17 protein-coding genes, 4 tRNA genes and 1 pseudogene are annotated in these 21,429 nt (G+C 62.3%); 11 read left to right on the top strand and 11 right to left on the bottom strand.

Annotated elements, in window-relative coordinates; translation table 11 throughout:
- Positions 1-70: 70 nt before the first annotated feature.
- From tpiA to KOL99_RS12055, 9 genes are all read left to right on the top strand, one after another.
- Entirely contained in the window at positions 71-826 is a 756-nt protein-coding gene (gene tpiA / locus KOL99_RS12095) for a triose-phosphate isomerase (RefSeq protein WP_216510718.1), read from the top strand.
- A 78-nt stretch (positions 827-904) separates the two neighbouring features.
- Positions 905-1,291, top strand: coding sequence for a preprotein translocase subunit SecG (gene secG, locus KOL99_RS12090; protein ID WP_216510717.1), 387 nt, complete (start codon positions 905-907; stop codon positions 1,289-1,291).
- A gap of 60 nt (positions 1,292-1,351) precedes the next feature.
- Positions 1,352-1,438 (top strand) — tRNA-Leu (locus tag KOL99_RS12085).
- Between the two features lie 167 nt (positions 1,439-1,605).
- A tRNA-Leu gene (locus KOL99_RS12080) sits at positions 1,606-1,692 on the top strand.
- A 299-nt stretch (positions 1,693-1,991) separates the two neighbouring features.
- A complete protein-coding gene (locus KOL99_RS12075) occupies positions 1,992-2,480 on the top strand; it encodes a ferritin-like domain-containing protein (RefSeq protein ID WP_216510716.1) in 489 nt (162 codons plus the stop codon).
- 164 nt (positions 2,481-2,644) lie between these two features.
- Positions 2,645-2,731 (top strand) — tRNA-Leu (locus KOL99_RS12070).
- A 64-nt stretch (positions 2,732-2,795) separates the two neighbouring features.
- A tRNA-Ala gene (locus tag KOL99_RS12065) sits at positions 2,796-2,871 on the top strand.
- Between the two features lie 815 nt (positions 2,872-3,686).
- A complete protein-coding gene (locus KOL99_RS21645; RefSeq protein ID WP_216510715.1) occupies positions 3,687-6,125 on the top strand; it encodes a PAS domain-containing sensor histidine kinase in 2,439 nt (812 codons plus the stop codon).
- A gap of 1 nt (position 6,126) precedes the next feature.
- Positions 6,127-7,644, top strand: a complete 1,518-nt coding sequence (locus KOL99_RS12055; RefSeq protein WP_216510714.1) for a sensor histidine kinase — start codon at positions 6,127-6,129, stop codon at positions 7,642-7,644.
- Between the two features lie 79 nt (positions 7,645-7,723).
- Here KOL99_RS12055 and KOL99_RS12050 read toward each other — a convergent pair whose 3' ends face one another.
- A complete protein-coding gene (locus KOL99_RS12050; RefSeq protein ID WP_216510713.1) occupies positions 7,724-8,614 on the bottom strand; it encodes a LysR family transcriptional regulator in 891 nt (296 codons plus the stop codon).
- Between the two features lie 112 nt (positions 8,615-8,726).
- On the opposite strand from KOL99_RS12050, the gene KOL99_RS12045 reads away from it, so the two are divergent.
- Positions 8,727-9,659 (top strand): YeiH family protein, encoded by a 933-nt coding sequence (locus KOL99_RS12045; RefSeq protein ID WP_216510712.1) that lies wholly within the window; start codon positions 8,727-8,729, stop codon positions 9,657-9,659.
- Positions 9,660-9,918: 259 nt separating this feature from the next.
- On the opposite strand, the gene KOL99_RS12040 is transcribed toward KOL99_RS12045, so the two are convergent.
- Positions 9,919-10,209 carry a cytochrome c3 family protein gene (locus KOL99_RS12040; protein WP_216510711.1) on the bottom strand — a complete coding sequence of 97 codons (291 nt, stop codon included), beginning with the start codon at positions 10,207-10,209 and terminating at the stop codon, positions 9,919-9,921.
- Positions 10,210-10,355: 146 nt separating this feature from the next.
- Between KOL99_RS12040 and KOL99_RS12035 the strand changes: the two genes are divergently transcribed.
- Positions 10,356-10,844, top strand: coding sequence for a DinB family protein (locus tag KOL99_RS12035; protein WP_216510710.1), 489 nt, complete (start codon positions 10,356-10,358; stop codon positions 10,842-10,844).
- Positions 10,845-10,982: 138 nt separating this feature from the next.
- Here KOL99_RS12035 and KOL99_RS12030 read toward each other — a convergent pair.
- The 9 genes and pseudogenes from KOL99_RS12030 to KOL99_RS11990 all read right to left on the bottom strand — a co-directional run.
- Positions 10,983-11,285: pseudogene (locus KOL99_RS12030) on the bottom strand (aminotransferase class V-fold PLP-dependent enzyme); the annotation flags it as partial.
- A 116-nt stretch (positions 11,286-11,401) separates the two neighbouring features.
- Positions 11,402-13,054: a sulfate adenylyltransferase subunit CysN gene (gene cysN / locus KOL99_RS12025; protein WP_216510709.1), complete on the bottom strand. Its 1,653-nt coding sequence runs from the start codon at positions 13,052-13,054 to the stop codon at positions 11,402-11,404.
- Positions 13,054-13,959, bottom strand: a complete 906-nt coding sequence (cysD, locus tag KOL99_RS12020) for a sulfate adenylyltransferase subunit CysD (RefSeq protein ID WP_216510708.1) — start codon at positions 13,957-13,959, stop codon at positions 13,054-13,056. The genes cysN and cysD overlap by 1 nt, the downstream gene beginning before the upstream one ends.
- A 69-nt stretch (positions 13,960-14,028) precedes the next feature.
- Positions 14,029-14,721 (bottom strand): phosphoadenylyl-sulfate reductase, encoded by a 693-nt coding sequence (locus KOL99_RS12015; RefSeq protein ID WP_216510707.1) that lies wholly within the window; start codon positions 14,719-14,721, stop codon positions 14,029-14,031.
- 352 nt (positions 14,722-15,073) lie between these two features.
- The gene (locus KOL99_RS12010; protein ID WP_236026069.1) at positions 15,074-16,417 is read right to left on the bottom strand and encodes an MATE family efflux transporter; all 1,344 of its coding nucleotides are present in this window, start codon (positions 16,415-16,417) and stop codon (positions 15,074-15,076) included.
- 33 nt (positions 16,418-16,450) lie between these two features.
- Positions 16,451-17,653: an ABC transporter permease gene (locus KOL99_RS12005; protein ID WP_216510706.1), complete on the bottom strand. Its 1,203-nt coding sequence runs from the start codon at positions 17,651-17,653 to the stop codon at positions 16,451-16,453.
- A complete protein-coding gene (locus tag KOL99_RS12000) occupies positions 17,653-18,360 on the bottom strand; it encodes an ABC transporter ATP-binding protein (protein ID WP_216510705.1) in 708 nt (235 codons plus the stop codon). The genes KOL99_RS12005 and KOL99_RS12000 overlap by 1 nt, the downstream gene beginning before the upstream one ends.
- Positions 18,357-19,649, bottom strand: coding sequence for an efflux RND transporter periplasmic adaptor subunit (locus tag KOL99_RS11995; RefSeq protein WP_216510704.1), 1,293 nt, complete (start codon positions 19,647-19,649; stop codon positions 18,357-18,359). Before KOL99_RS11995 ends, KOL99_RS12000 begins: the two co-directional genes overlap by 4 nt.
- Positions 19,650-21,080 (bottom strand): efflux transporter outer membrane subunit, encoded by a 1,431-nt coding sequence (locus KOL99_RS11990; RefSeq protein ID WP_216510703.1) that lies wholly within the window; start codon positions 21,078-21,080, stop codon positions 19,650-19,652.
- Positions 21,081-21,429 lie beyond the last annotated feature (349 nt).

The following is a 21,429-nucleotide window of genomic DNA, read 5'->3' as shown; positions in this document are numbered from 1 at the left end:
AAAAGCGCCGCGTTTTTTGCCTCTCCTCGACCTCAACCTCAACCTTAACCTGTCTTTTAGGAGGGATTAGATGCGCAAGCCGGTCATAGCAGGGAACTGGAAACTATATAAGACAAAGGACGAGGCGCTGGCCCTGATCGAGGAACTGGCGCCGCTGGTCGCCGGGGTGAACAACGTCGAGGTCGTGGTGGCGCCGGTCTTCACCGTGCTCCCCGCCCTCCCCGCCGCGCTCGCCGGCACCAGCATCAGCTTGGCGGCCCAGGACGTCTTCTGGGAGGAGGAAGGTGCCTTCACCGGCGAGGTCTCGCCGCGCATGCTGCTCGACGCCGGCGCGAGCCACGTCATCATCGGCCACTCCGAGCGCCGGCAGTACTTCGGCGAAACCGACCAGACCGTGAACAAGAAGATCAAGGCGGCCCTCAAGGGGGCGCTGGTGCCGATCTTCTGCATCGGCGAGACGCTCGAGGCGCGCGAGGCCGGTGACACCTTCAAGGTGCTGGAGCGCCAACTGCAGGGAGGCCTGGAGGGTCTCACCGAGACCCAGTTCGCGCCGGTGATCATCGCCTACGAACCGGTCTGGGCCATCGGCACCGGCAAGGTCGCCACCGACGAGCAGGCGCAGGAAGCACACGCCTTCGTGCGCGGCGTGGTCGCCAAGATGTTCGGCACGACCGCGGCAGACAAGGTGAGGATACTCTATGGCGGATCGGTGAAGCCCGACAATGTCAAAGGACTCATGTCCTGCGCTGACATAGACGGCGCCCTGGTTGGCGGCGCCAGTCTCAAGGGAGCCTCTTTCGCCTCGATCGTCCGTTACGGCGAATAAAGACTTGGTTATTTTTTGCAAATATGCTAAACAGTCTCTTTGGCAGTCTCTCGAACACTCTCGGAGGTTAGGTTTTTAATGACTATTTTACTGGTAACCCTGCACGTCATCGTCTGTTTCGCTCTCATCGTTGTCGTCCTGCTGCAGTCCGGCAAAGGGGCCGAGATGGGCGCATCCTTCGGCGCCAGCGGCAGCCAGTCCGTGTTCGGCGCGGGCGGCGGCAACACCTTCATGAGCAAACTGACCACGTACGCAGCGATCATCTTCATGCTGACCTCCCTCTCCCTGGCCTTCGTGTCCGGCAAAGGCGGCGGCTCCTCCATCATGTCCAAGGCACCCAAGGCCAAGCCGGCACCGATGGGCGGCATGCCGTTGCAGCAACCGATCAAACCGGCGGCACCCGGCAACGCAGCGGCTCCTGCCGCGCCCGCAGCTCCGGCTGCACCCGCAGCTCCGGCAAAGTAGTTAATTAGAGATTTGCTGTTGACATCTCTGCCGTCTAATGATACAAACTGGGTTCTTCTTGCCGAAGTGGTGGAATTGGTAGACACACCATCTTGAGGGGGTGGCGGGCGATAGCCTGTACGAGTTCGAGTCTCGTCTTCGGCACCAGCTAAACATCGAAAGCGTCCTGCTCCATGAGCCAGGACGCTTTTTTCGTTCCGGCTGCAAGGCGGGCCCCTCCTTCCCCGGCGACGCCACTCCTGAAAAAAAGTGTCATACCGGCCTCTTAGTTCTTGACTTCAACCGCAGCAGATGATAAAAACTGGGTTCTTCTTGCCGAAGTGGTGGAATTGGTAGACACACCATCTTGAGGGGGTGGCGGGCGATAGCCTGTACGAGTTCGAGTCTCGTCTTCGGCACCACACCAACACAGCGCACCAGCTTTACAGCCGGGGCGCTTTTTTGTTTTCGCGCGTACCTTTCTCTGAGCAACTGGCACTGAACGCCGCTACCAAGTTACACCCGCAACAGAGCACACCCCCTTCACGTTTGATCTCGGCACCCCACGCATTACACGCCACTCATCTTGCTTATTCGCCGCCCGGTTCCCCTTCCCCACTGGCATTGCGGGGCTCAGGTACTCCGGTTGACAACCAAACAACACCCCATATAATGTTTACACCGACGACTTTAATGATATTCAAGGAAACAGGAGGTGTGAATGAAAGACTTGCAAGACGCACTGAAACAGGCCATTCAAACTGAAAAGAACGCGATGAACTTCTACCAGATCGGCGCACAGCATATGAAGGACGCGGAAGCCAAGCGGCTGTTCGAGCAACTGGCTCGCGAAGAGAAAGAGCACGCGGCACAGTTCTTCAAGGCCTATCACGGCAACGACCTCGGTTCCTTCGAGGAGTTCATCACTGCCCCGCCGCAAAACGAGGCGCTCTGGGTGACCTCGATCCAGAAGGCCATTGACTCCGAGTTCACCGAGCAGAAGGCCCTCGAGTACGCGATGGAAAAGGAGACCCACCTGGAGAACGCCCTGCGTGAGACCGCCGGGAGAATCACCGACCCCGGCATCAAGGAAATCTTCCTGTGGAACGCCAACGAGACCCACAACCACTTCCTGACCATCGAGGCCGAGTACGCGCGGATCATGGCCATGGTGGACGAATCCGACATGGACACCTACGTCAGGGAATAGTCCTAGATCTAGTAAATACGGCAAGACGAAGGGGGGCGTGAGCCCCCCTTTTTGCTTCCGTCGTTTTTTTAATAATTTAGGCGGCCGCCCGAAAAAAGTTAATCATTCAGCCATTTTTTTCTTGCACAGGAAGGGCTCCTTTGCTATAAGTAGGTCTCTCGCAAGCCGGAGTGGCGGAATTGGTAGACGCGCTAGATTCAGGTTCTAGTACTCGCAAGGGTGTGCTGGTTCGATTCCAGTCTTCGGCACCATAAGATCAAGAGGTTGGGCGTTAGCCTAACCTCTTTTTTCTTCCTTCGATCCGCGGGAGACAATGGGGCTGTAGCTCAGTTGGGAGAGCGCTTGAATGGCATTCAAGAGGTCGTCAGTTCGATCCTGATCAGCTCCACCATCGATCCAAACGGGGTCAGGCAATTCGCCTGACCCCGTTTTCGTTTCTGCTCCCTCCTCTCCTTCGCCCCCGGACCAGCATCCCCCCACACCCGTCCACTTCCCCCCCCATCCCGCTCGGCATATCAGCCGGAGATAGCTTCTTTCCCGCTGCCATGAAGTATTCGCCCAGCCATGGCCACGATCAGCGTAAAATAAGGAATGGCGATGAGATGACCTGCTCGAGGTATGTTAACAGGAGGCAAACCAGGGAGGTCCATCATGAGAAAGCATGGACATCAAACATTCAGACACGCCGACCCTGTTGCGGAACTTGACCGACAGCACCAGGGGGCGATAAGTGGTCTGCGAGTTGCGGAAAGTGCCGGAAGGATCTCGAAAGAGGATACCTATTCCAGCCTCAGCCAGGGCAGTCACGAGGATTTCACACCGGGCCGCGATCCTGCTGAGGGTCCGGACGTCGCGTTGACATCCCCTTCCCATGAGCGGTGGGCACAGCACACCGCCGAGCGTGATCCGACGGAGGGTCCGCCAGCCGCGATCTCGACTTACAAAGGTAGAAGATAAGTCGCCCAAGCGGGACGCCTCATTCGAAGCGGTCCCGCTTTTTGCGACACTCCTTCCCACTCCTGCATCAAGTCATCACCGCTACCATAATCTCCCACCCCAGCTCATCGCGACGGCGCGGACCTCTCACCCTTTACCCTGAGAGTTGCCTCCCCCCTCCGCCTGTATATAATTATCGGGCTCTAATGTAGCTCGTCGGGAAGGTTTGCAATCAGCGGCTAGGTACCATGACCATAAGGGTGGCACTCTGTGACCCACGGCAGGCATATCATCCATCACCCCGACCGCCCCCTTTACGCGGTGATAGTCGTTGTAGCCGCCTCTCTCGGCTTACTCAACGTGGCTGTCTATTTCTTTTCACCGCCGACCCGGTTCGAAGTGGTGCTGTGGTATCTGCCCACGGTTCATGCCTTTGTCGCCCTTTGTTCCTTCTGTGTCGCGTTCCTCGCCCTCGGGCGACACCAGGTCCTCAGGCATCCCGCCCCGTTCTGGATAGCAATCGCGTATCTCGCTCAGTCCATCTTCTCCATTTTCCGCCTGTTGGTGTTCCCGACGCTGCCGGGAAATCGAGGCATCATCGAGACCCTGCCGAGCGCATCGCCCTGGCTGGTGAACCTGCAGATGGCGACCCTGGCCACCTGCGTCATAATCTCCCCCTTCACCCCGGTCCCACGTGACAGGCGTGCCGCGTGGATACTGGCTGCAACTGCCGTCGCAGCCGTTTTTTTGGCAGCCGTTGCCGTGGTGAAGCTGGATCGCTCCCTTCCCGTCATGGTGGTGGCCGGGCGGTTCACGGAGGCGGAAGTCGCCCTGCTGCTGTTCCTGGCAGCGATGCTTTTCGCGAGCGCCGTCGTCGCCACCGCCACCTACCTCGATACCGGGGACCGTCTCTTCGCCTACACCGCGCTATCGCAGCTGGCCGCGACCTCGTCGGTCGCCATGAACGCGCTGGGGGCGAACTGGTTCAACCTCCCCTTTTACCTCGGCCGCAACATCGTCGTCATCGGCGCACTGGTCATGCTGTTCGGTCTCCTTTCCGATTACGTGCAACTGGCGCGCAGGGAGCAGGAAAAAAGCCGGGAGCTCTTGAAACGCTCGGAGGAACTGGCACGCAGCGAGGAGAAACGGCGCTACAGCGAGGCCACCCTGCAGATGGCCATCGACGCCACGGGCCTGGGCACCTTTGAATTCGAGCCGCGCACCGGCAAGCTCACCTTCTCGGCGCAGGCGAAAAGAAACTTCGGTCTGAGACCTGAGGCAACGGAAAGCTACGAACTTTTCCTGTCGGCGCTCCACCCCGAAGACCGCGTGCAGGCACAGGAGGCGCTCAAGAGAGCACTGCAGCCCGGCGGCGACGGTTTGTACCAGGCGGAGTACCGGGCCGTCGGTATCGAGGACGGCAAAGAACGCTGGCTGATGGCGCGAGGACAGGTGTTTTTCGACGCAGCCGGAGGGCCCACACGGGTGATCGGAACCACCCTCGATATCACCGAACCGAAAAAGGCGGAAGCAAGACTGCGCCGGATCTTCGACTCAGGCATGATCGGCCTGATTTACTGGAACATGAAGGGGGACATCCTGGACGCCAACGACGCCTTCCTGCAGATGCTCGGGAGAAGCCGCTCGGAACTTGACGCGGGGGCGATCAAGTGGAGCGACCTTACTCCGCCCGAATTCGACGCGCTGGACCAGTATGCCCTGGACGAACTACGGGCCACGGGCCTGGACACGCCGTATGAAAAGGAGTTTTTCCGCAGCGACGGCACCAGGGTCCCCATCATCATAGGCGCCGCGACCCTGCCGGAGGCCCCCGAGGAAGGGGTCGGTTTCGTCCTGGACATCACGGAGCGCAAAAAAGCCGAGGAGGAGGTGCGCCAAGCCAGAAGCAGCCTGGAATTGCGGGTGCAGGAACGGACCGAGGAACTAAAGCGCGCCCTGCAACACCTCGGAAGCGAGACCGAGGAGCGGATCCGGGCGGTCGAGGAACTCAGGGTCAGGGAGCAAATGCTGATGCAGCAAAACCGGTTGGCCGCCATGGGTGAGATGCTGGTCAACATCTCGCACCAGTGGCGCCAGCCCCTGAACGTGCTGGGACTGATCCTGCAGAACCTGGCCCGGATCTACGAGCGGGGCACCCTGTCCGTCGAGGTGGTGCGCAAAAGCGTCAGCCGCGGCACGGAACTCATCGAACACATGTCCAAGACCATCGAAGACTTCTCCGCGTATCTAAACCCGGACAAGATCAAGCTCTCCTTCAACGTCGGCGAGGTGATCGACAAGGCGCTGTCGATGGTGAGGGAAACCCTGCATGGGATCGAGGTGGCCGTGCACGCCCCGGAGGAGCCGGTGCTGGTGGAGGGATTCCGCAACGAGTATGCGCAGGTGGTGATCAACATCCTGGTCAACGCACGCGATGCGCTGCGCGACAAGCCGGTCACCAATGCCAGGATTTCCATTACCATCAGCAGGGTTGGCGACAAAAGCGTAGTGACCATCTCCGATAACGCGGGTGGCATTTCGCCAGACGTTCTGGATAAGATCTTCGAACCCTATTTCACCACCAAGGAACCGGGCAAGGGGACCGGGATCGGCCTGTTCATGTCCAAGGCCATCATAGAGAAGAGCATGGGCGGCAAACTGACGGTGGAAAACACCGGTGACGGCGCGGAATTCAGAATCGAGGTATGACATGCCAACTGCCAGAGAACGGGTAACGAGCATCCTGTATGTGGAAGACGAGGCCGAGGCCAGGGATCTGATCGGGAACCTGCTGACCGAGGAGCACCCGCACCTCAAGATCATCATTGCGGCAAACGGAGGCGAAGGACTCACCCTGTTCAAGGAGCACCGGCCGCAGGTCGTGGTGACGGACATCCGGATGCCCGTCATGGACGGCCTCACCATGGCCGGTCACATCAGGGACATGGACCCGGATGTCGACCTGATAGCGGTCAGCGCCTACAGCGACACCAGCTTCCTGGTGCGCGCCATCGAACTCGGCTTCAGCAACTACGTCTTCAAGCCGGTCAACTTCTCGAAACTGCAAACGGCGCTCACCAGGATCATCAAGGTGAGGGAGTTGAAGCACCGCTTCAGCGAGCAAAACGAGCTGCTGCGAATAAGCGAGCAGCGCCTCCAGGCCACCTTCGACCAGGCCGCCGTCGGGGTTGGACACGTCGCACTGGACGGCACCTTCCTGCGCATCAACGACAAGTACTGCGACATAGCGGGGTGCAAGAGCGGCAGCGTCCCGGTCACCATCTACGACTTCACCCACCCCGACGACCTGCCGGTGTGCCGCACGCACCACGAGGGTCTGCTGGAAGGAAAGCAGCGGAGCTACTCCCTGGAAAAGCGCTACGTGCATGACGATGCCATCGTCTGGGCCTCGCTGACCGTCTCCATGGTGCGGGACCGCTCCGGCGAGGACGTCTTCATGGTTGCCATCGTCGACGACATAACGGAGCGAAAGCTCCTGGAGGGAAAGATCGCCGATCTGAACCGCGCCCTGTCGGCGAGGGCGGAGGAGTTGGAGAGCGCCAACCGCGACCTCACCGCGTTCAACTACACGGTTGCCCACGACCTGCGCCAGCCCTTGAACCTGATCAGCGGCTACTGCCAGGCCGTCAGCATGACCTGCGGGAACCTGCTCAGCGACGATTGCCGCGACTTCCTGCAAAAGGCCTACGAGGGAACGGTGAAGATGAACAAGCTGGTCAACGCCCTGCTCGAATTCGCGGAAATGGCGCACGCGGAACCAAGGCAGGAAACGGTGGACCTCAGCCGGGAAGCGGAGGAGATAGCGGCCGAGCTGGGGCGGTCGGATCCGCAGCGGCAGGCGATCTTCACGATCGCGCCGGGTCAGTCAGCCCAGGGGGACAGCCAGTTGCTCAGGGCCGTTCTTTCGAACCTGCTGGGCAACGCCTGGAAATACACGGCGGGTCGAGAGGAGACGGCCATCGAGTTCGGCTGCACCCGGCGTGAGGGGCGGAGCGTATTCTACGTCAGGGACAACGGCATCGGCTTCGACATGGCGCAGACCAAGGAGATTTTCGTCCCTTTCCGGCGCCTGCCGGGAGCACAACGGACGGGAGGCTTCGGTATCGGGCTCGCGACGGTGGAGAGGATTATCAAGCGGCACGGAGGCGAGGTTTGGGCCGAAGGCGAACCGGGCAAGGGCGCCACGTTCTATTTTTCCCTGCCTTGAAAGGTCCGGTGGCAGCAGCGTTGGCTCGCGCCGGCAATCCCGGTGCAGCTGGACCGGGACCGGCGCCGTGTTTTGACTTCTAGAGCTCCTTTTTGGTTTCCAGCAGGTCCAGGAACGCTTTGAACAAGGCGCTGCGATAGTCGTTTTTCCTGGTTACGATCAACAGGGTCCGCTGCATGTCGACCGGATTCTCCACCTCGTACAGCCACCCCTGTTCGAGCTCACGTTGCACGGCCATGCGCGAAATACATCCCACCCCTAGCCCGGCCTCCACGGCCTTCTTGATCGCCTCAGTGTGCCCCAACTCGAGAGCCACCGCGTAACTTACCCCTGCCCTCTCCATGGCAGTCTCGAAAATCTCCCGGGTTCCGGACCCCTTTTCCCTCATGATCCAGGCCGCGTCCTTGAGCATGTCCGGCGTTGCTCGCCCCTGCGATGCCCAGGGGTGATCCTTCCCCACGATCAGCACCAATTCATCGCGCCTCCAAGGGGTGGCAAGCAGGGACGGGAGGTGCTGCAGTCCCTCGATGATGCCAAGGTCCAGTTCGCCCGCCTCGACCCCCTGCTCGATCTGCAGCGCGTTACCCACCTGCAAATGAGGCCTGGCACCGGGGTATAGGCGGGAAAACTGCCCCACCATGGCAGGGAGCAGGTAATTGCCGATCGTGGTGCTCGCACCTACCACCAACGAGCCCACCGGCGTCCCGATCGATTCCTCCAGGAACTGCTCTATCCTGTGGACCCTTGCCAGCACCTCCCGGGCCTCGGGGAGCAACTGTCGCCCGCGGTCGTTCAAAAAGAGCCGCCGCCCCGAGCGCTCGAAGAGGGGTGCCCCCGCCAACCGCTCCAGTTCAGCGAGCGCCATGCTGACGGCCGACTGGGTTAACAGCAGCTGACTGCTCGCTTGGGTCACCTGCCCGCAGACCGCAACCTTCTCGAAGATCTCCAACTGCCTCAGCGTTATTGCCACAGTGCCCCCAATACATAAATCATATTGATGCTGAAAATTTATATTACGAATTTTTATTTATATAGCAAGAGGGATATGCTCCGAGCATGATTTCCACATATGGGAGGGGAAAATGCAGAGAGTAGATATTCGGAAAATTGTTTTGGGATTGTTCCTGGTGGCGGCCGCCACACCATGGAGTGGTACAGGGCTCGCCCTCGCGCTGGGGATAGCCTATGCCCTGACCTTCGGGAACCCGTGGCTGCAGCGCACGGCACGGTTGAGCAGGATCACCCTGCAGTTTTCCGTGGTGGGGCTTGGCTTCGGACTGGAGATAGGGGAAGTACTGCGGACAGGGAAGGAAAGCCTGCTTTACACCATCGTCGGGATCGGCTGTACCCTCAGCGCGGGGTATCTGCTGGGTAAGCTGGTTGGCACCGACCGCAACACCTCGATGCTCATTTCCGCGGGAACGGCCATCTGCGGCGGCAGTGCGATAGCAGCGATGGCCCCGGTCCTGGACGCCGGGGACGACGAGACGGCGGTCGCCCTTGGTACCGTCTTCACCCTCAATGCTGTCGCTTTGCTCGTTTTCCCTCTCGTCGGACGCCTGCTCGACCTCCCGCAGGACGTCTTCGGCACCTGGGCCGGCCTCGCCATCCACGACACCAGCAGCGTTGTCGGTGCCGCCTCCGCCTACGGAGCCGAAGCCTTGAAGATCGGTACCACCGTCAAACTGACCCGCGCCATCTGGATCACGCCGGTCGTCCTTGGCTTCGCGCTGTTGAGAGGATCGAGGGAGAGGTTCAGCATCCCCCTGTTCATAATCGGCTTTCTTGTTGCGGCGACCCTCAGGAGCGCTCTACCGGCATATGCGACCCGGTGGGACCAGGTCGCGTTTTTGGCCACCCATTGCCTGAAGATTGCGCTGTTCCTCGTGGGACTGGGGTTGAGCAGGGAAGTGTTCAGGAGAGTGGGATTGCGTCCGATGCTGCAAGGTGTGACGCTCTGGCTCACGGTAAGCGGCGTAACCCTGGCCGCGTTGTTGGCGATCGGGATCGCGTGACGCGTTACCTGGAGCGCAAACAAAAAAAGCCCCGGCATCGCTGCCGGGGCTTTTTGGTTAAGGGACGCCCGTCTCGCTAAAGACGGGCTAAATACTGCAACCTTCTTTGCAGTGCGATACAGGGCGAATAGCAAACTTAGAGGTCCACATTGCCATGATCTCCTTTCCCGAAATAGAAGTTATCTATTCATACACCGACGCGGCGTTACAAGTCAATACAAAAAAGATCAATTCGATCCTTTTTGGTTTACTGCAGGATTCAGGAGGTCTGGTGACACCCTTCGCAGGTGATCGGCCCTTCCATCTTGCCGGCCTCGGGTTGGTGGCAGCCGATGCAGACCCGGTGGGCGTAGGCCTTGCCGAAGGTCCTGATGGCACCGACCTCGTTTTCATGACAGACGCCGCAGTCCATGTAGGCCAGCTTTTCGTGCTTCTTGTGTGAGAAGAAGACGGTACCCTTCTTGTTGCGAAACTCCATTTGGTCGTTAACGCCGGCGCAGGCAACTCCTGTCAGGGCGGCAAACACAGCCGTCATAACAATCCATTTCATCGCATTCTCCTTGATCGTTCAATGCACAACACAGTTGCTCACAGCGACACTATCTAGTACCTTTCCAAGTCAAAGTCAATGTTTTAGGCGCGGAAACAGCACGCAGTACGGCACGCGATATCAAACCGTAGAAAAAGGAGGCAGCAATGCGTGACATCCCCGATCTGCTCGATTGCCTAAAAAGGGCGCCGAGCATCCTGTCCCGATTCGTGGAGAGCATTCCGGAGGAGAAACTGGAGCTACGGAGGGGTGACGGGTTCTGGACCATAGCCGAGCATGTGAGCCACCTGGCAGCGGTGCAGCCCATGCTGCTACAGAGAATCGGGCGTTTCCTGAAGGAAGTGCACCCCGAGTTCATCCCGTACCTTCCGGGCCAGGGGGAAGAGGAACCGGACACTCCGGCGCGGTTGGAGATGACAACAGCTTTGGAGCGGTTCAGGACGTATCGGATGAGGCAGTTGGAACTGCTGAAAGGGCTGGACGAGAAAACGTGGCGCAGAACGGGGACCCATCCAGAATACGAGGCGTACTCCCTGTACATCCTGACCAGGCACATCCTCATGCACGACCACTGGCACATGTACCGGATGGAAGAACTCTGGCTCACCAGGGACGCCTATCTCACCAGACTGTAAAGGGTGGTTCGGCGCGATGCCCGGCTGTTTTTGATGCGAGCGACTGCGAAGCACGGGCACAGCCGTCACGAGGCGCGGATCTAGGTAGGTGACGGTGAAGCCCTGCTCCTCCAGCCAGTTGAGCGGCTTGAGCACGGCGGGGTGTTCCACCGCCGAGGTGATGATGTGGTTGCCGCGCTCACGGTTGGAGAAGGCGGTACCGATCAGGGCCTGGTTGTCGGATTCGGTGCCGCCGCTGGTGAAGATCACCTCGTTGGGGGTGCAGCCAAGCGCCGCCGCCACCCTCCCCCGCGCCAGCTCCACCTCCTCCTTCCCTGCCCTGCCGTACGGGTGGTTGCTGGACGGGTTGCCGAAGTGTGTGGTGAGAAACGGAAGGAGCTCATCGACGACAGCCGGGTCGACCGGGGTGGTGGCGTTGTAGTCGAGGTAGATGGGATTCATAGATGCCCTCCTGGAGAATTGCCGCTGTTCGGCAGCTGGTCGAACGTCCGACTGATCCAATAAAAAAAAGGCCAAGGAGGCAGTAACTGCCGACCTTGGCCTTTTCGTTGGCGTTGCTAGATGCCGGTGCCGTCGTCGCCGTACCCCTTGAGGGGGGTGGTGCCGCGCTTGAAGAGCAGGATGCTGACGCCGTCGCCGTTGCGGTCGAACTCGAAGGCGAGCTCGTTGTCGTAGGCGAGCTGCGCTACCGGCTCCAACTGGGAGAGATCGCGCAGCCTGATCAGGATGCGGTTCCCCTTGCCCAGGTAGTCGTGGATACTCTGGGCGAGATCGAGGATGAAGAGCCCCTTCTCCTCGGTCAGGTCGACCAGGTTCAGGTTGGTCGCAGCCACCGCGTCGAGGGTGATGAGCCTCGGGGCCCACGGGTTGCTTTCCCCTGCCGAAAGGTGCGCCCGCTGCGACTCGTCGGGAGCGTTCAGCACCATGCCCGCCGCCACGGTCGCGTTGGTGAACCGGTCGATGAGGATGAAACTGCCGGTATCGCGGTTGGCGCCGTAGGGATCGAAGGAAACCGGGCGGTCCAGCTCTATGCGGGCCAGACCGATCTCGTTCAGTCCCAGCGTGGTCACCTGCTTCTGCTCCAGGGTGTTGACGTCCACCGCGTACTGCACCGCGGTCACCCGGCCCGGCGTGACACCGGTGGCGGTCTTCACCAGGTAGAGCTGGCCGGGCTGCAGCGGCTCGTCGTGCATCCAGACCAGGTGCGCCTCGGGATGCCTGGTGTAGAGCGGCGGCGCCTCGGGACGGGTCAGCATGTCGCCGCGGCTGATGTCGATCTCGTCCTCCAGGGTGAGCGTGATCGCCTGCCCCGCCACCGCCTCTTCCAGGTCACCATTGAAGGTGACGATCCGGGCGACCTTGCTGGTCTGCCCCGAGGAGGCTACCCTGATCTCGTCTCCAGGACGAACCGTGCCGGAGGCGACGGTGCCGCAAAAGCCGCGGAAGTCGAGGTTGGGACGGTTGACCCACTGCACCGGGAGGCGGAAGGGCTGCTCGTCCCGATCGTCCTCGACCTGCACCGTCTCCAGGAAATTCAGCAGGGGCGGCCCCTGGTACCACGGGGTCTCGCTGCTCTTTTCGATGATGTTGTCGCCGTTCAGCGCGGAAATAGGGAGCGCGGTGATGCTGGTGAAGCCCAGCGGCGCGGCGAACTCGCGGTAATCGGCCTCGATGGCGTTGAACTTCTCCTGGTCGTAGCCGATCAGGTCCATCTTGTTGATGGCCAGGACGATGTGCTTGATCCCCACCAGGGAAACCAGGAAGCTGTGGCGGCGGGTCTGGGTCAGAAGCCCCTTGCGCGCGTCGACCAGGATCACGGCGACCTTGGCGGTCGAGGCACCGGTGACCATGTTCCTCGTGTACTGCTCGTGCCCCGGGGTGTCGGCGACGATGAACTTCCTGCGGTCGGTGGAGAAGAAGCGGTAGGCGACGTCGATGGTGATTCCCTGCTCCCTTTCCGCCTGCAGCCCGTCCAGAAGGAGCGCGTAGTCGATGGCACCCCCTTGCGTCCCCACCTTCTTGCTGTCCGCCTCGAGCGCCGCCAACTGGTCCTCGAAGACCATCTTCGAATCCCATAACAGGCGCCCGATCAGGGTGCTCTTACCGTCGTCCACGCTGCCGCAGGTGATAAAGCGGAGCAGCGACTTCTCCTCCTGGCTCTTCAGGTAGGCAAGGATATCTTTCTCGATCAGTTCTGATTGATGTGCCATTAGAAGTACCCTTCCTGTTTCTTCTTCTCCATCGAACCGGCCTGGTCGTGGTCGATCAGGCGCCCCTGGCGCTCGGAGGTGCGGGTGAGCAGCATTTCCTGGATGATCTCGGGAAGCGTGTCGGCCTCGGATTCGACCGCGCCGGTAAGCGGATAGCAGCCCAGGGTGCGGAAGCGGACCGACTTGTACTCGACCTGCTCGCCCGGTTTCAGTTCCAGCCGGTCGTCGTCAACCATGATCAGCATGCCGTCGCGCTCCACCACGGGGCGCACCGCCGCGTAGTACAGGGGGACGATGGGGATCTCTTCCAGGTGGATGTACTGCCAGATGTCCAGCTCGGTCCAGTTGGAGAGCGGGAAGACGCGGATGCTCTCACCCGGCTTGACGCGGGTGTTATAGAGGCTCCAGAGCTCGGGGCGCTGGTTCTTCGGGTCCCAGCGGTGGTTTGCGCTACGGAAGGAGAAGATGCGCTCCTTGGCGCGGGATTTCTCCTCGTCGCGGCGCGCGCCGCCGAAGGCCGCGTCGAACTTGTACTTGTCGAGCGCCTGCTTGAGCCCTTCGGTCTTCATGACGTCGGTGTAGAGCGCCGAGCCGTGGGTGAAGGGAGATACCCCCTTTTTCACCCCGTCCTCGTTCACGTGCACCAGCAGTTCCATGCCGGACTCCTGGGCCATGCGGCCGCGGAACTCGATCATGTCGCGGAACTTCCAGGTGGTGTCGACGTGCAACAGCGGAAACGGCGGCGGAGCCGGGTAGAAGGCCTTGCGGGCCAGGTGCAGCATCACCGCGGAGTCCTTGCCGATGGAATAGAGCATCACCGGGTTGTCGAACTCGGCCACCACCTCGCGGATGATGTGGATGCTTTCGGCTTCGAGTTGCTGCAGATGGGTCAGATTTTTCTTCATGGCATTATCCCGTATCGATCTTCGTGTGCCGGAGCTGCAACAGCGCCGGTCGCGTCGTCCTCTCCCCCGTTACCTGCGGTGCAGACCGCACTCCTTGTGCTCGGGGTTCTCCCACCACCACCGCCCGGCGCGGGCGTCTTCGCCCGGCTGGACGGCCCTGGTACAAGGGGCGCAGCCGATGGAGCGATACCCCTGCTTCAAGAGGCGGTTCTGGGGCAGGCGGCGCTGTTCCACGAATTCGGTGAGCTGCGCTTCGTTCCAGTCCAGCAGCGGGTTGAGCTTCAGGATGCCGCCGTTCAACTGGTCCAGTTCGATCGCCTTCAAGTCGGTGCGGGTGACGTTGTGCTCGCGGCGCATGCCGGTGACCCAGCCGGCCAGCCCCTGCAGCGCGCGCCCCAGCGGCTCCACCTTGCGGATATGGCAGCACTCGTGACGGTTATCCAGGGATTCCCGGAAGGAGAAGAGCCCCTTCTCGCGCTCCAACTGCTCGACCGCCTCGTGCTTGGGGAAATACCAGTCGATCTTGATCCGGTAGCGTTCGGTGAGGGCGTCGGCCACCTCGTAGGTTTCCTCGTTGAGCCTGCCGGTATCCAGCGCGAAGACGCCGATCTCAAGGCCCGCTTCCTGGGCTAGTTCGATGATGGCGACGTCCTCCAGCGAGAAGGAGCAGGCGAGTTTGACCGGCCCTTGCGCGGCTGCGAGGCCGAGACGAAGGATATCCTGGGCGGTTGCGTTGGCGGGTACTTTAGGCACAGCGTTCATTGGGGCTTCCTTTCCAGATGCGATTCGGTTTCCACGATCGGTAGTCGTTATAAAAACCCCGATCCAAGCTTGTGTGCCGTTTTAGCTTATTCAACCAAAACAGTCAACAAAATTTATCCTAATTACACAGCTAAATGGTAGGTTTTTGTATTGGCTAGTTTTTGCCGGTGACAACCGGAAAAAGATCCATGCCGTAAGATACCGATTATATGCAACAAGATGAAGAGTCGCGCTATCAGCAGCGACGCCGTGCCGGGACATATACTACGGTGACAGAAGGCGGAGAGAATAAAGACAGAAGACGATACTACAGCAGAGTCAGTGGGGAATGGCGGTGACTATCCGGGGCAGCCTAGTGTGAGTCGTGCAGCACCCGGATAGTCCTCCAGGCGCCGGAGCGAAAGCGCAACGACCAGATGACAGCGGTGAAGAGGACGAAGCAGGTCCCGAGCGTCCACTCGGCGATCAGGCTGGGCATGAAGCTGTCGATCAGCCACAAAAGCAGCAGGAACCCGGCGGAGGAATAGACGAAGGTGCGGGCGACCCAGTTGGTATCGCCGGCGGAGGAGAGCACGCAGCCGGTCATGACGTTGGCGGCGTCGAAGAGGCAGTAAAAGGCGACGAACTTCATGATGATGGAGCCGGTCTCGACGATGCGGGCGCTCTCCGGGCCGTGGCCGGCGAACACGGAGATGAGGGGCGCCGAGCAGGTGGCGAAAAGGACCGCCATCACCAGCATCCAGACCTCGCACACCAGCAGCGACTGCGACGCGATGGCCGTGACCTCGTCGTCCTCCCCTGCCCCGCGTGCGTGCCCCACCAGGATGCCCGCCGCCTGGCCCAGGCCGAGGGCCGGAAAGAAGGCCATGCCGTTGATCCGGAACGCGATGCTGGAGGCTGCCAGTTCCATGGTTCCCAGCCGGCCAAGCACCACCAGGAACAGGGTCCAGGCCAGCAACTCTCCGCTGATGCGCAGCCCCATGGGCATGGCGAGTTTCAGAAACCGCGAGAGCTCCACCCGGTCCAGGCGTCTCGCGCGGCGGTCGGATAAGCCGCGCCCGACGACGAAGATGGCGACGTAGAGAAGCGCGGCCACGGCCTGGGCGGAGACGGTGGCGAGCGCGGCACCGGTGATCCCCAGGCGCGGGAAGCCCCAGGTGCCCAGGACGAGTCCCCAGGCGAGCAGCGCGTTGATGATGAAGGAGAAAAAGGTCACCGCGGTGACGATGGCCGGGCGGCCGATGCCGGAGAGCCAGCCTGCCAACGCGGAATTCAGTACCGGGAAAAGCGAACCCGCCATGCAGATGGTGAAGTAGCTGATCTCGTCGGCGGCGACGTCAGGTGTATGACCCGCCAAGCGGAAGAGCAGGCCGATCGGCCAGGCCATGGCGAGCGCGAGGACGCCGGAGGCGAGCGATGTGTGGATGCCGAGCCAGGCGGATTTGCGCACCCCGGCCGCGTCGCCGCGCCCGTGGTTATGGGCCACGAAGGTCCCGGCATACCCGGCGGTGCCAAAGAGAAAGCCCTGGAACAGGATCACCGCAAGCCCGGCGGGACCGATGGCCGCCACCGCGGCGCTGGAATACCGCGACAGCACGATGGCGTCCACGATCTGCATCAGGGTGATGGCGGAAGTGGATAGTATCATGGGGCCCGCCAGCTTCAGCAGGCGTGGCACGTGGTTGGTTGCCGACAAAAGAGCCCATCCTTCGGTTCTGTTCAGCGGGCCTCACTCATGACGCAGGGCGTCGATGGGGTTGAGGCCGGCTGCCCGGCGCGCCGGGAAAAAACCGAAGATAACCCCAATGGCCGTAGAAAACAAGAAGGATAGCAGGTTGATCTTCAGATCGAAGAGGTACGGTATGTTCATGGCGCGCGCCAGCGCCATGGAGGCGCCGGTGGCAAGCGCTATGCCGGCCAGTCCCCCCATCCCCGCCAGGACCACCGCCTCGATCAGGAACTGCAGCAGCACCTCCCGCTCCAGGGCGCCGATGGCGAGACGGATGCCGATCTCGCGGGTGCGCTCGGTCACCGAGACCAGCATGATGTTCATGATCCCGATCCCGCCGACCAGGAGGCTCACCGCCGCCACCGCGCTCAGGAGCATGGTGAGAATCTTGGTGGTACTGGTCAGCGTCTGGGCGATCTGCCGGGTGTCCATGACGCGGAAGTCGTCCTCCTCGTTGTCGCCGATCTTGCGCCGCTCGCGCAAAAGGAGGGTGAGCTGCCTGGTGGCCGCGTCGATGGAGGCGCCCTTGCGCACCGACACGGTGAAGCGGCTCACGTCCTGGTTTCCGGTCAGGCGGCGCTGCACGGTCTTCAGGGGCATGATGATGCTGTCATCCTGGTCCGATCCCATCCCCGACTGTCCCTTGGATTTCAGCACCCCCACCACCTCGCAGGAGAAGTCCTTGACGCGGATCTCGCACCCCACCGGGTTCTGCCCGCCGAAGAGCTTCTTGCGGACGGTCTCGCCAATGACGCAGACCGCCTTCCCGCCCCTCTCCTCACCCTCCCCGAACATGCGCCCGGCGGCCAGCTCCCAATTGCCGGCGTGGAAGTAGTCGTTGCTGGTGCCGCTCACCACGGTGGGCCAGTTGCGGGACTGGTAGACCGTGGTGACGGATTTGCCGGCCACCGGCGCCACCCACTCGGCGCTGGATATCTGGCTCCTGATGGCCTCGATGTCGGCGCTCTTGAAGCTGGGCGCCGCGTCCGAGCCGGGGCCGAAGCGCTGGCCGGGCATCACCATGAGGAGGTTGCTCCCCATGCTGGAGATCTGGTCGGAGACCGACTTGGTGGCGCCGTTGCCCAAGGTGACCATGATGACCACGGCGGCGACCCCGATGACGATGCCGAGCACGGTGAGAAAGGAGCGCATGAGGTTGCGGCGGATGGCGCGCAGGGAGAGCAGCAGCGTGTTCCAAAGCATCAGCTCTCCTCCCCGTGGCGCCGGTCGCTCTCCACCAGCCCGTCCACGAAGTGCACCACCCGCCGGGCATAGGAGGCGACGTCCGGTTCATGGGTCACCATGAGTACGGTGATGCCGAGCCGCTCGTTCAGGGACGTGATCAGTTCCATGATTTCGTGGCTGGTGCGGGTATCGAGGTTGCCGGTCGGTTCGTCGGCCAGGAGCACCTCGGGGCGGGTCACGATGGCGCGCGCGATGGCGACACGCTGCTGCTGGCCGCCGGAGAGCTCCGCCGGGGTGTGCGACTCCCACCCCTTGAGCCCGACCTGCTCCAGCGCGGCGCGCGCAGCCTCGCGCCGCACCGCCGCCGGCTCCCCCCGGTAGATGAGCGGCAGCTCGACGTTCTCCAGGGCGGTGGTCCGGGCCAGCAGGTTGAACCCCTGGAACACGAAGCCCAGGTAGTGGCGACGCAAAAGTGCCCGCTGGTTGCGCTCCAGTCGCTCCACGTGCACCCCCTGGAACTGGTAGCTGCCGCTCGTCGGCGTATCGAGGCAGCCCAGGATGTTCATGGTGGTTGACTTGCCGGAGCCGCTCGGCCCCATGACGGCGACGAAATCTCCGGAACCGATAGTGAGGTCGATCCCCTTCAGGGCCTGGAACTCGGCGTGCCCGCGCCCATAGGATTTGGTGACCCCGGACAGGCGGATCAACGGGGGGGCGTCGTTCATTGCTTCGCCTCCAGGGTCTCGGTGATGACCTGCATCCCCGGCTTGAGCGCGCCCGCCACGATCTCGGTCACCTTGCCGTTGCTGGCGCCGGTTTTCACCTCGAGGGCTACCGGCTTGCCCCCTTGCAGCACCCAGACCTGGTGCGCGCCGTCCTTACTGGTGGCGGCGACCTGTTTTGGCTGCGCGGCGGGCGGCCGCGGCATCAGGGCGCCGATCACGCCACCCGGCTTCTGGCGAGCGGTCTCCCCGGTGGGAGGTGCGAAACGCAGGGCCGCGTTGGGGACCAACAACGCCTTGTCCCGGGTGATGGTGGTGATCTCGGCGCTCCCGGTCATCCCCGGGCGCAGGCTCAGGTCGTCGTTTTTCACCTGGAGCACGGTCAGGTAGGAGACCACGTTGTTCTTGGTCTGGGAGCCGTAGCTCACCCGGGTGATGAGGGCGTCGAACTTGCGGCCGGGATAGGCGTCCACGGTGAAGACCGCCTTCTGCCCCACCTTGACCTGGCCGACATCGGCCTCGTCAACGTCCACCTGGAGCTCCATCTTGGAGAGGTCCTCGGCCAGGGTGAAGAGCACGGGCGCGGTGAAGGAGGCAGCCACGGTCTGGCCCGGCTGGACGTTTCGCTTCAGCACCACCCCGTTGATCGGCGAGCGGATGGTCGCCTTGGCCAGGTTGGTCCGGTCCGACTGCAGGTTCGCCTGCGCCTGGGTGACCGCGGCGCGGGCGTTGGCCTCGTTGGCCTCGGCCCGCTTCAGGTTGGCCTCGGCTGTGTCCATCTCCGCCTTGGAGGGGACCTTGCCGCCCGAGAGTTGCGCCACCTGGCGGTAGCGGGCCAGGGCGGCGCGCGCCTCGGCGGAGGTGGCCTGCATCTGCTGTACCTGCGCCTGGGCCGCGACCAGGCTCGCCCGCGACTTGACCACGGCGTCCGTCAGCTTGGAGAGATCGAGGAGGGCCAGCACCTCCCCTTTCTTGACCCGGTCGTTGTCATCGACCAGCACCTTGTCCACGATCCCGGAGAGCTCGCTCCCGACGTCGACCTGGTTGGTCGGCTGCAGGTTGCCGGTGGCGGAGACCTTGACCACCAGCGTGCCGACCTCGGCCGCCTCGGTGGCGAAACTCGGGCCGGACTCCTTCTCCGCGGGACGCAGGGTGGCCGCGGCCGCGAGCGCCGCGACTACCACGGCGAGGATGATCCAGGGTTTGCGCTTGCCGAGGAACCCGACCGGTTCCGCCTTCAGGAGCTTGTCCAGGGACACGCCCTCGACGTGTTCGATTTCATTTTCACTCATCTAGTGCGATTCTCCTTCGTGGCGCCAACCGCCACCCAATGCCTTGTAGAGTGTCACCAGCGCCAGCGCCGTATCGCCCCGTGTCGCGGCCAGGCCGTCTTCGACGCTCAGCACGTTTCGCTCGGTATCGACCACGGACTGGAAATCGATCAAGCCGGCGCTGTAGCGCTGTCGCGCCAGTACCGCCGCGTTGCGCGCGGAGGCAGCCGCACTTTGCAACGCCTCGCCCCGTTGCTGGCTTTTAGACAGCGACACCAGGGCGTTTTCCACCTCCTGCAGGGCCGTCAGCAGCGACTGCCGGTAGGCGATCTCGGCCTTCTGCCGCACCGCGTCCTGGATCTCCACCTGGCTAGCCAGCTTCCCCGCGTCGAAGATGGGGGCGGTGACCCCGCCCAGAAGCGAGGATCTTGCAGCGGAGGCGCCGGCCAGACCACCCACAGTCAGGGCTTCCAACCCGATGGAGCCGGAGAGCGTGAACGAGGGGTAGCGGGCGGCTTGCGCAACGCCGACCCGCGCCGTCTCCGCCGCCAGCTTGCGCTCCGCCGCCCGCAGGTCGGGACGCTGGCGCAAGGTTTCCGCCGGAATGCCGACGGCAACCTGCTCAGGCAGGGACGGCAGCTCCTTCACGGCCGACAGCCGCTGGTGCAGCGTCCCCGGCGTCTCGCCCAGGAGAACGTCCAGGCGATGCTCCGCCTCGGTAAGGCTCGTCTCCAAGGTCGGGACCGATGCCCTGGTCTGCTCCCGGTTGCTGCGGGCCTGCTCCACATCCTGGGTGGCCACGAGCCCTGCCTGCGCGCGCCACTCGGTCAGCTGCAGCGTCTCGGATTGACTGGCCAGGTTGTCGCGGGCTATGGCGACCCTTTTCTGGAGGGTGCGCAACTCCAGGTAATTCTGCGCCACCTCGGCCGCAAGGGTGATCTGCGCCCCCTGCACGGTCGCCAGGCTCGACTCCAGGTCCGCCTCCGCCGCTTCAACGCCGCGCCGAACGCCGCCGAAGAGGTCGAGTTCCCAACTCGCGTCGAACCCGGCGCTGAACAGGCTGGTCGTCGCACCGCTGCCGGACTTCGCGCTGGAACGGTTACGGGAGGCGCTACCGGAAGCCGTGATGCCAGGGAGGCGCCCGGAAGCGGCGACGGTGGCGCGGGCGCGGGACTCGCGCAGCTTCGCCTGGGCGCTTTGCACGTCCGGGCTCGCCGTGACCGCCTTCTCGATCAGCTCGGATAGCAGCGGATCCTTCAGCGTGAGCCACCAGCTGCCGAGGTCATCGTTCTCCGCGGCGGTGGTCTGCGTCGCCCCGTTGCCATCCATGTGCCGCCATGCGGTCGGCGCCTTGAGCTCCGGCGTCACGTAATTCGGGCCGACCGTGGCACAGCCGGCAAGGCCCAGACCTGCGCAGGCGACAAGCACACGGGCGAGCGTTGAAATCTTCATCTTTTCCTCGAAGTATTGCGTTGCTAGTCAAGCTGGAGCCAGTATAGCCATTACGGTGGGAACGCGTTGTAAAGAATTGAAACGACAGGGGATCTCATTTTTTACAAAACTTTACACCACTCCCACAGGTCTTAACTGAAGGGTCGGAAGGAGCGGTTAGAATGAAGCCGCTGGCGCTGCTTTGCGCGCTGGTGCTGGCATGATCGAATCGCTCTCAAAGTACGTCGACGCCGGCAGTACCCAGACGAGTTCGGTGGTGAGCGTGACGACATAGCCCTCTCGACCTTCAGACCGCACTGAGGAATTATCCGGTATCGGGTAGTTCCTCTTTTTCTTTGTGACATCCACC

Source organism: Geomonas azotofigens (assembly GCF_018919395.1).
Classification (GTDB): Bacteria; Desulfobacterota; Desulfuromonadia; order Geobacterales; family Geobacteraceae; genus Geomonas; species Geomonas azotofigens.
This window is presented reverse-complemented; position numbering and strand designations above follow the sequence as displayed.

Coding starts and splice junctions, on each gene's coding strand:
- tpiA (WP_216510718.1), top strand. CDS start 71: ATGCGCAAGCCGGTCATAGCAGGGAACTGGAAACTATATAAGACAAAG.
- secG (WP_216510717.1), top strand. CDS start 905: ATGACTATTTTACTGGTAACCCTGCACGTCATCGTCTGTTTCGCTCTC.
- KOL99_RS12075 (WP_216510716.1), top strand. CDS start 1,992: ATGAAAGACTTGCAAGACGCACTGAAACAGGCCATTCAAACTGAAAAG.
- KOL99_RS12055 (WP_216510714.1), top strand. CDS start 6,127: ATGCCAACTGCCAGAGAACGGGTAACGAGCATCCTGTATGTGGAAGAC.
- KOL99_RS12045 (WP_216510712.1), top strand. CDS start 8,727: ATGCAGAGAGTAGATATTCGGAAAATTGTTTTGGGATTGTTCCTGGTG.
- KOL99_RS12040 (WP_216510711.1), bottom strand. CDS start 10,209: ATGAAATGGATTGTTATGACGGCTGTGTTTGCCGCCCTGACAGGAGTT.
- KOL99_RS12035 (WP_216510710.1), top strand. CDS start 10,356: ATGCGTGACATCCCCGATCTGCTCGATTGCCTAAAAAGGGCGCCGAGC.
- cysN (WP_216510709.1), bottom strand. CDS start 13,054: ATGGCACATCAATCAGAACTGATCGAGAAAGATATCCTTGCCTACCTG.
- cysD (WP_216510708.1), bottom strand. CDS start 13,959: ATGAAGAAAAATCTGACCCATCTGCAGCAACTCGAAGCCGAAAGCATC.
- KOL99_RS12015 (WP_216510707.1), bottom strand. CDS start 14,721: ATGAACGCTGTGCCTAAAGTACCCGCCAACGCAACCGCCCAGGATATC.
- KOL99_RS12005 (WP_216510706.1), bottom strand. CDS start 17,653: ATGCTTTGGAACACGCTGCTGCTCTCCCTGCGCGCCATCCGCCGCAAC.
- KOL99_RS12000 (WP_216510705.1), bottom strand. CDS start 18,360: ATGAACGACGCCCCCCCGTTGATCCGCCTGTCCGGGGTCACCAAATCC.
- KOL99_RS11995 (WP_216510704.1), bottom strand. CDS start 19,649: ATGAGTGAAAATGAAATCGAACACGTCGAGGGCGTGTCCCTGGACAAG.
- KOL99_RS11990 (WP_216510703.1), bottom strand. CDS start 21,080: ATGAAGATTTCAACGCTCGCCCGTGTGCTTGTCGCCTGCGCAGGTCTG.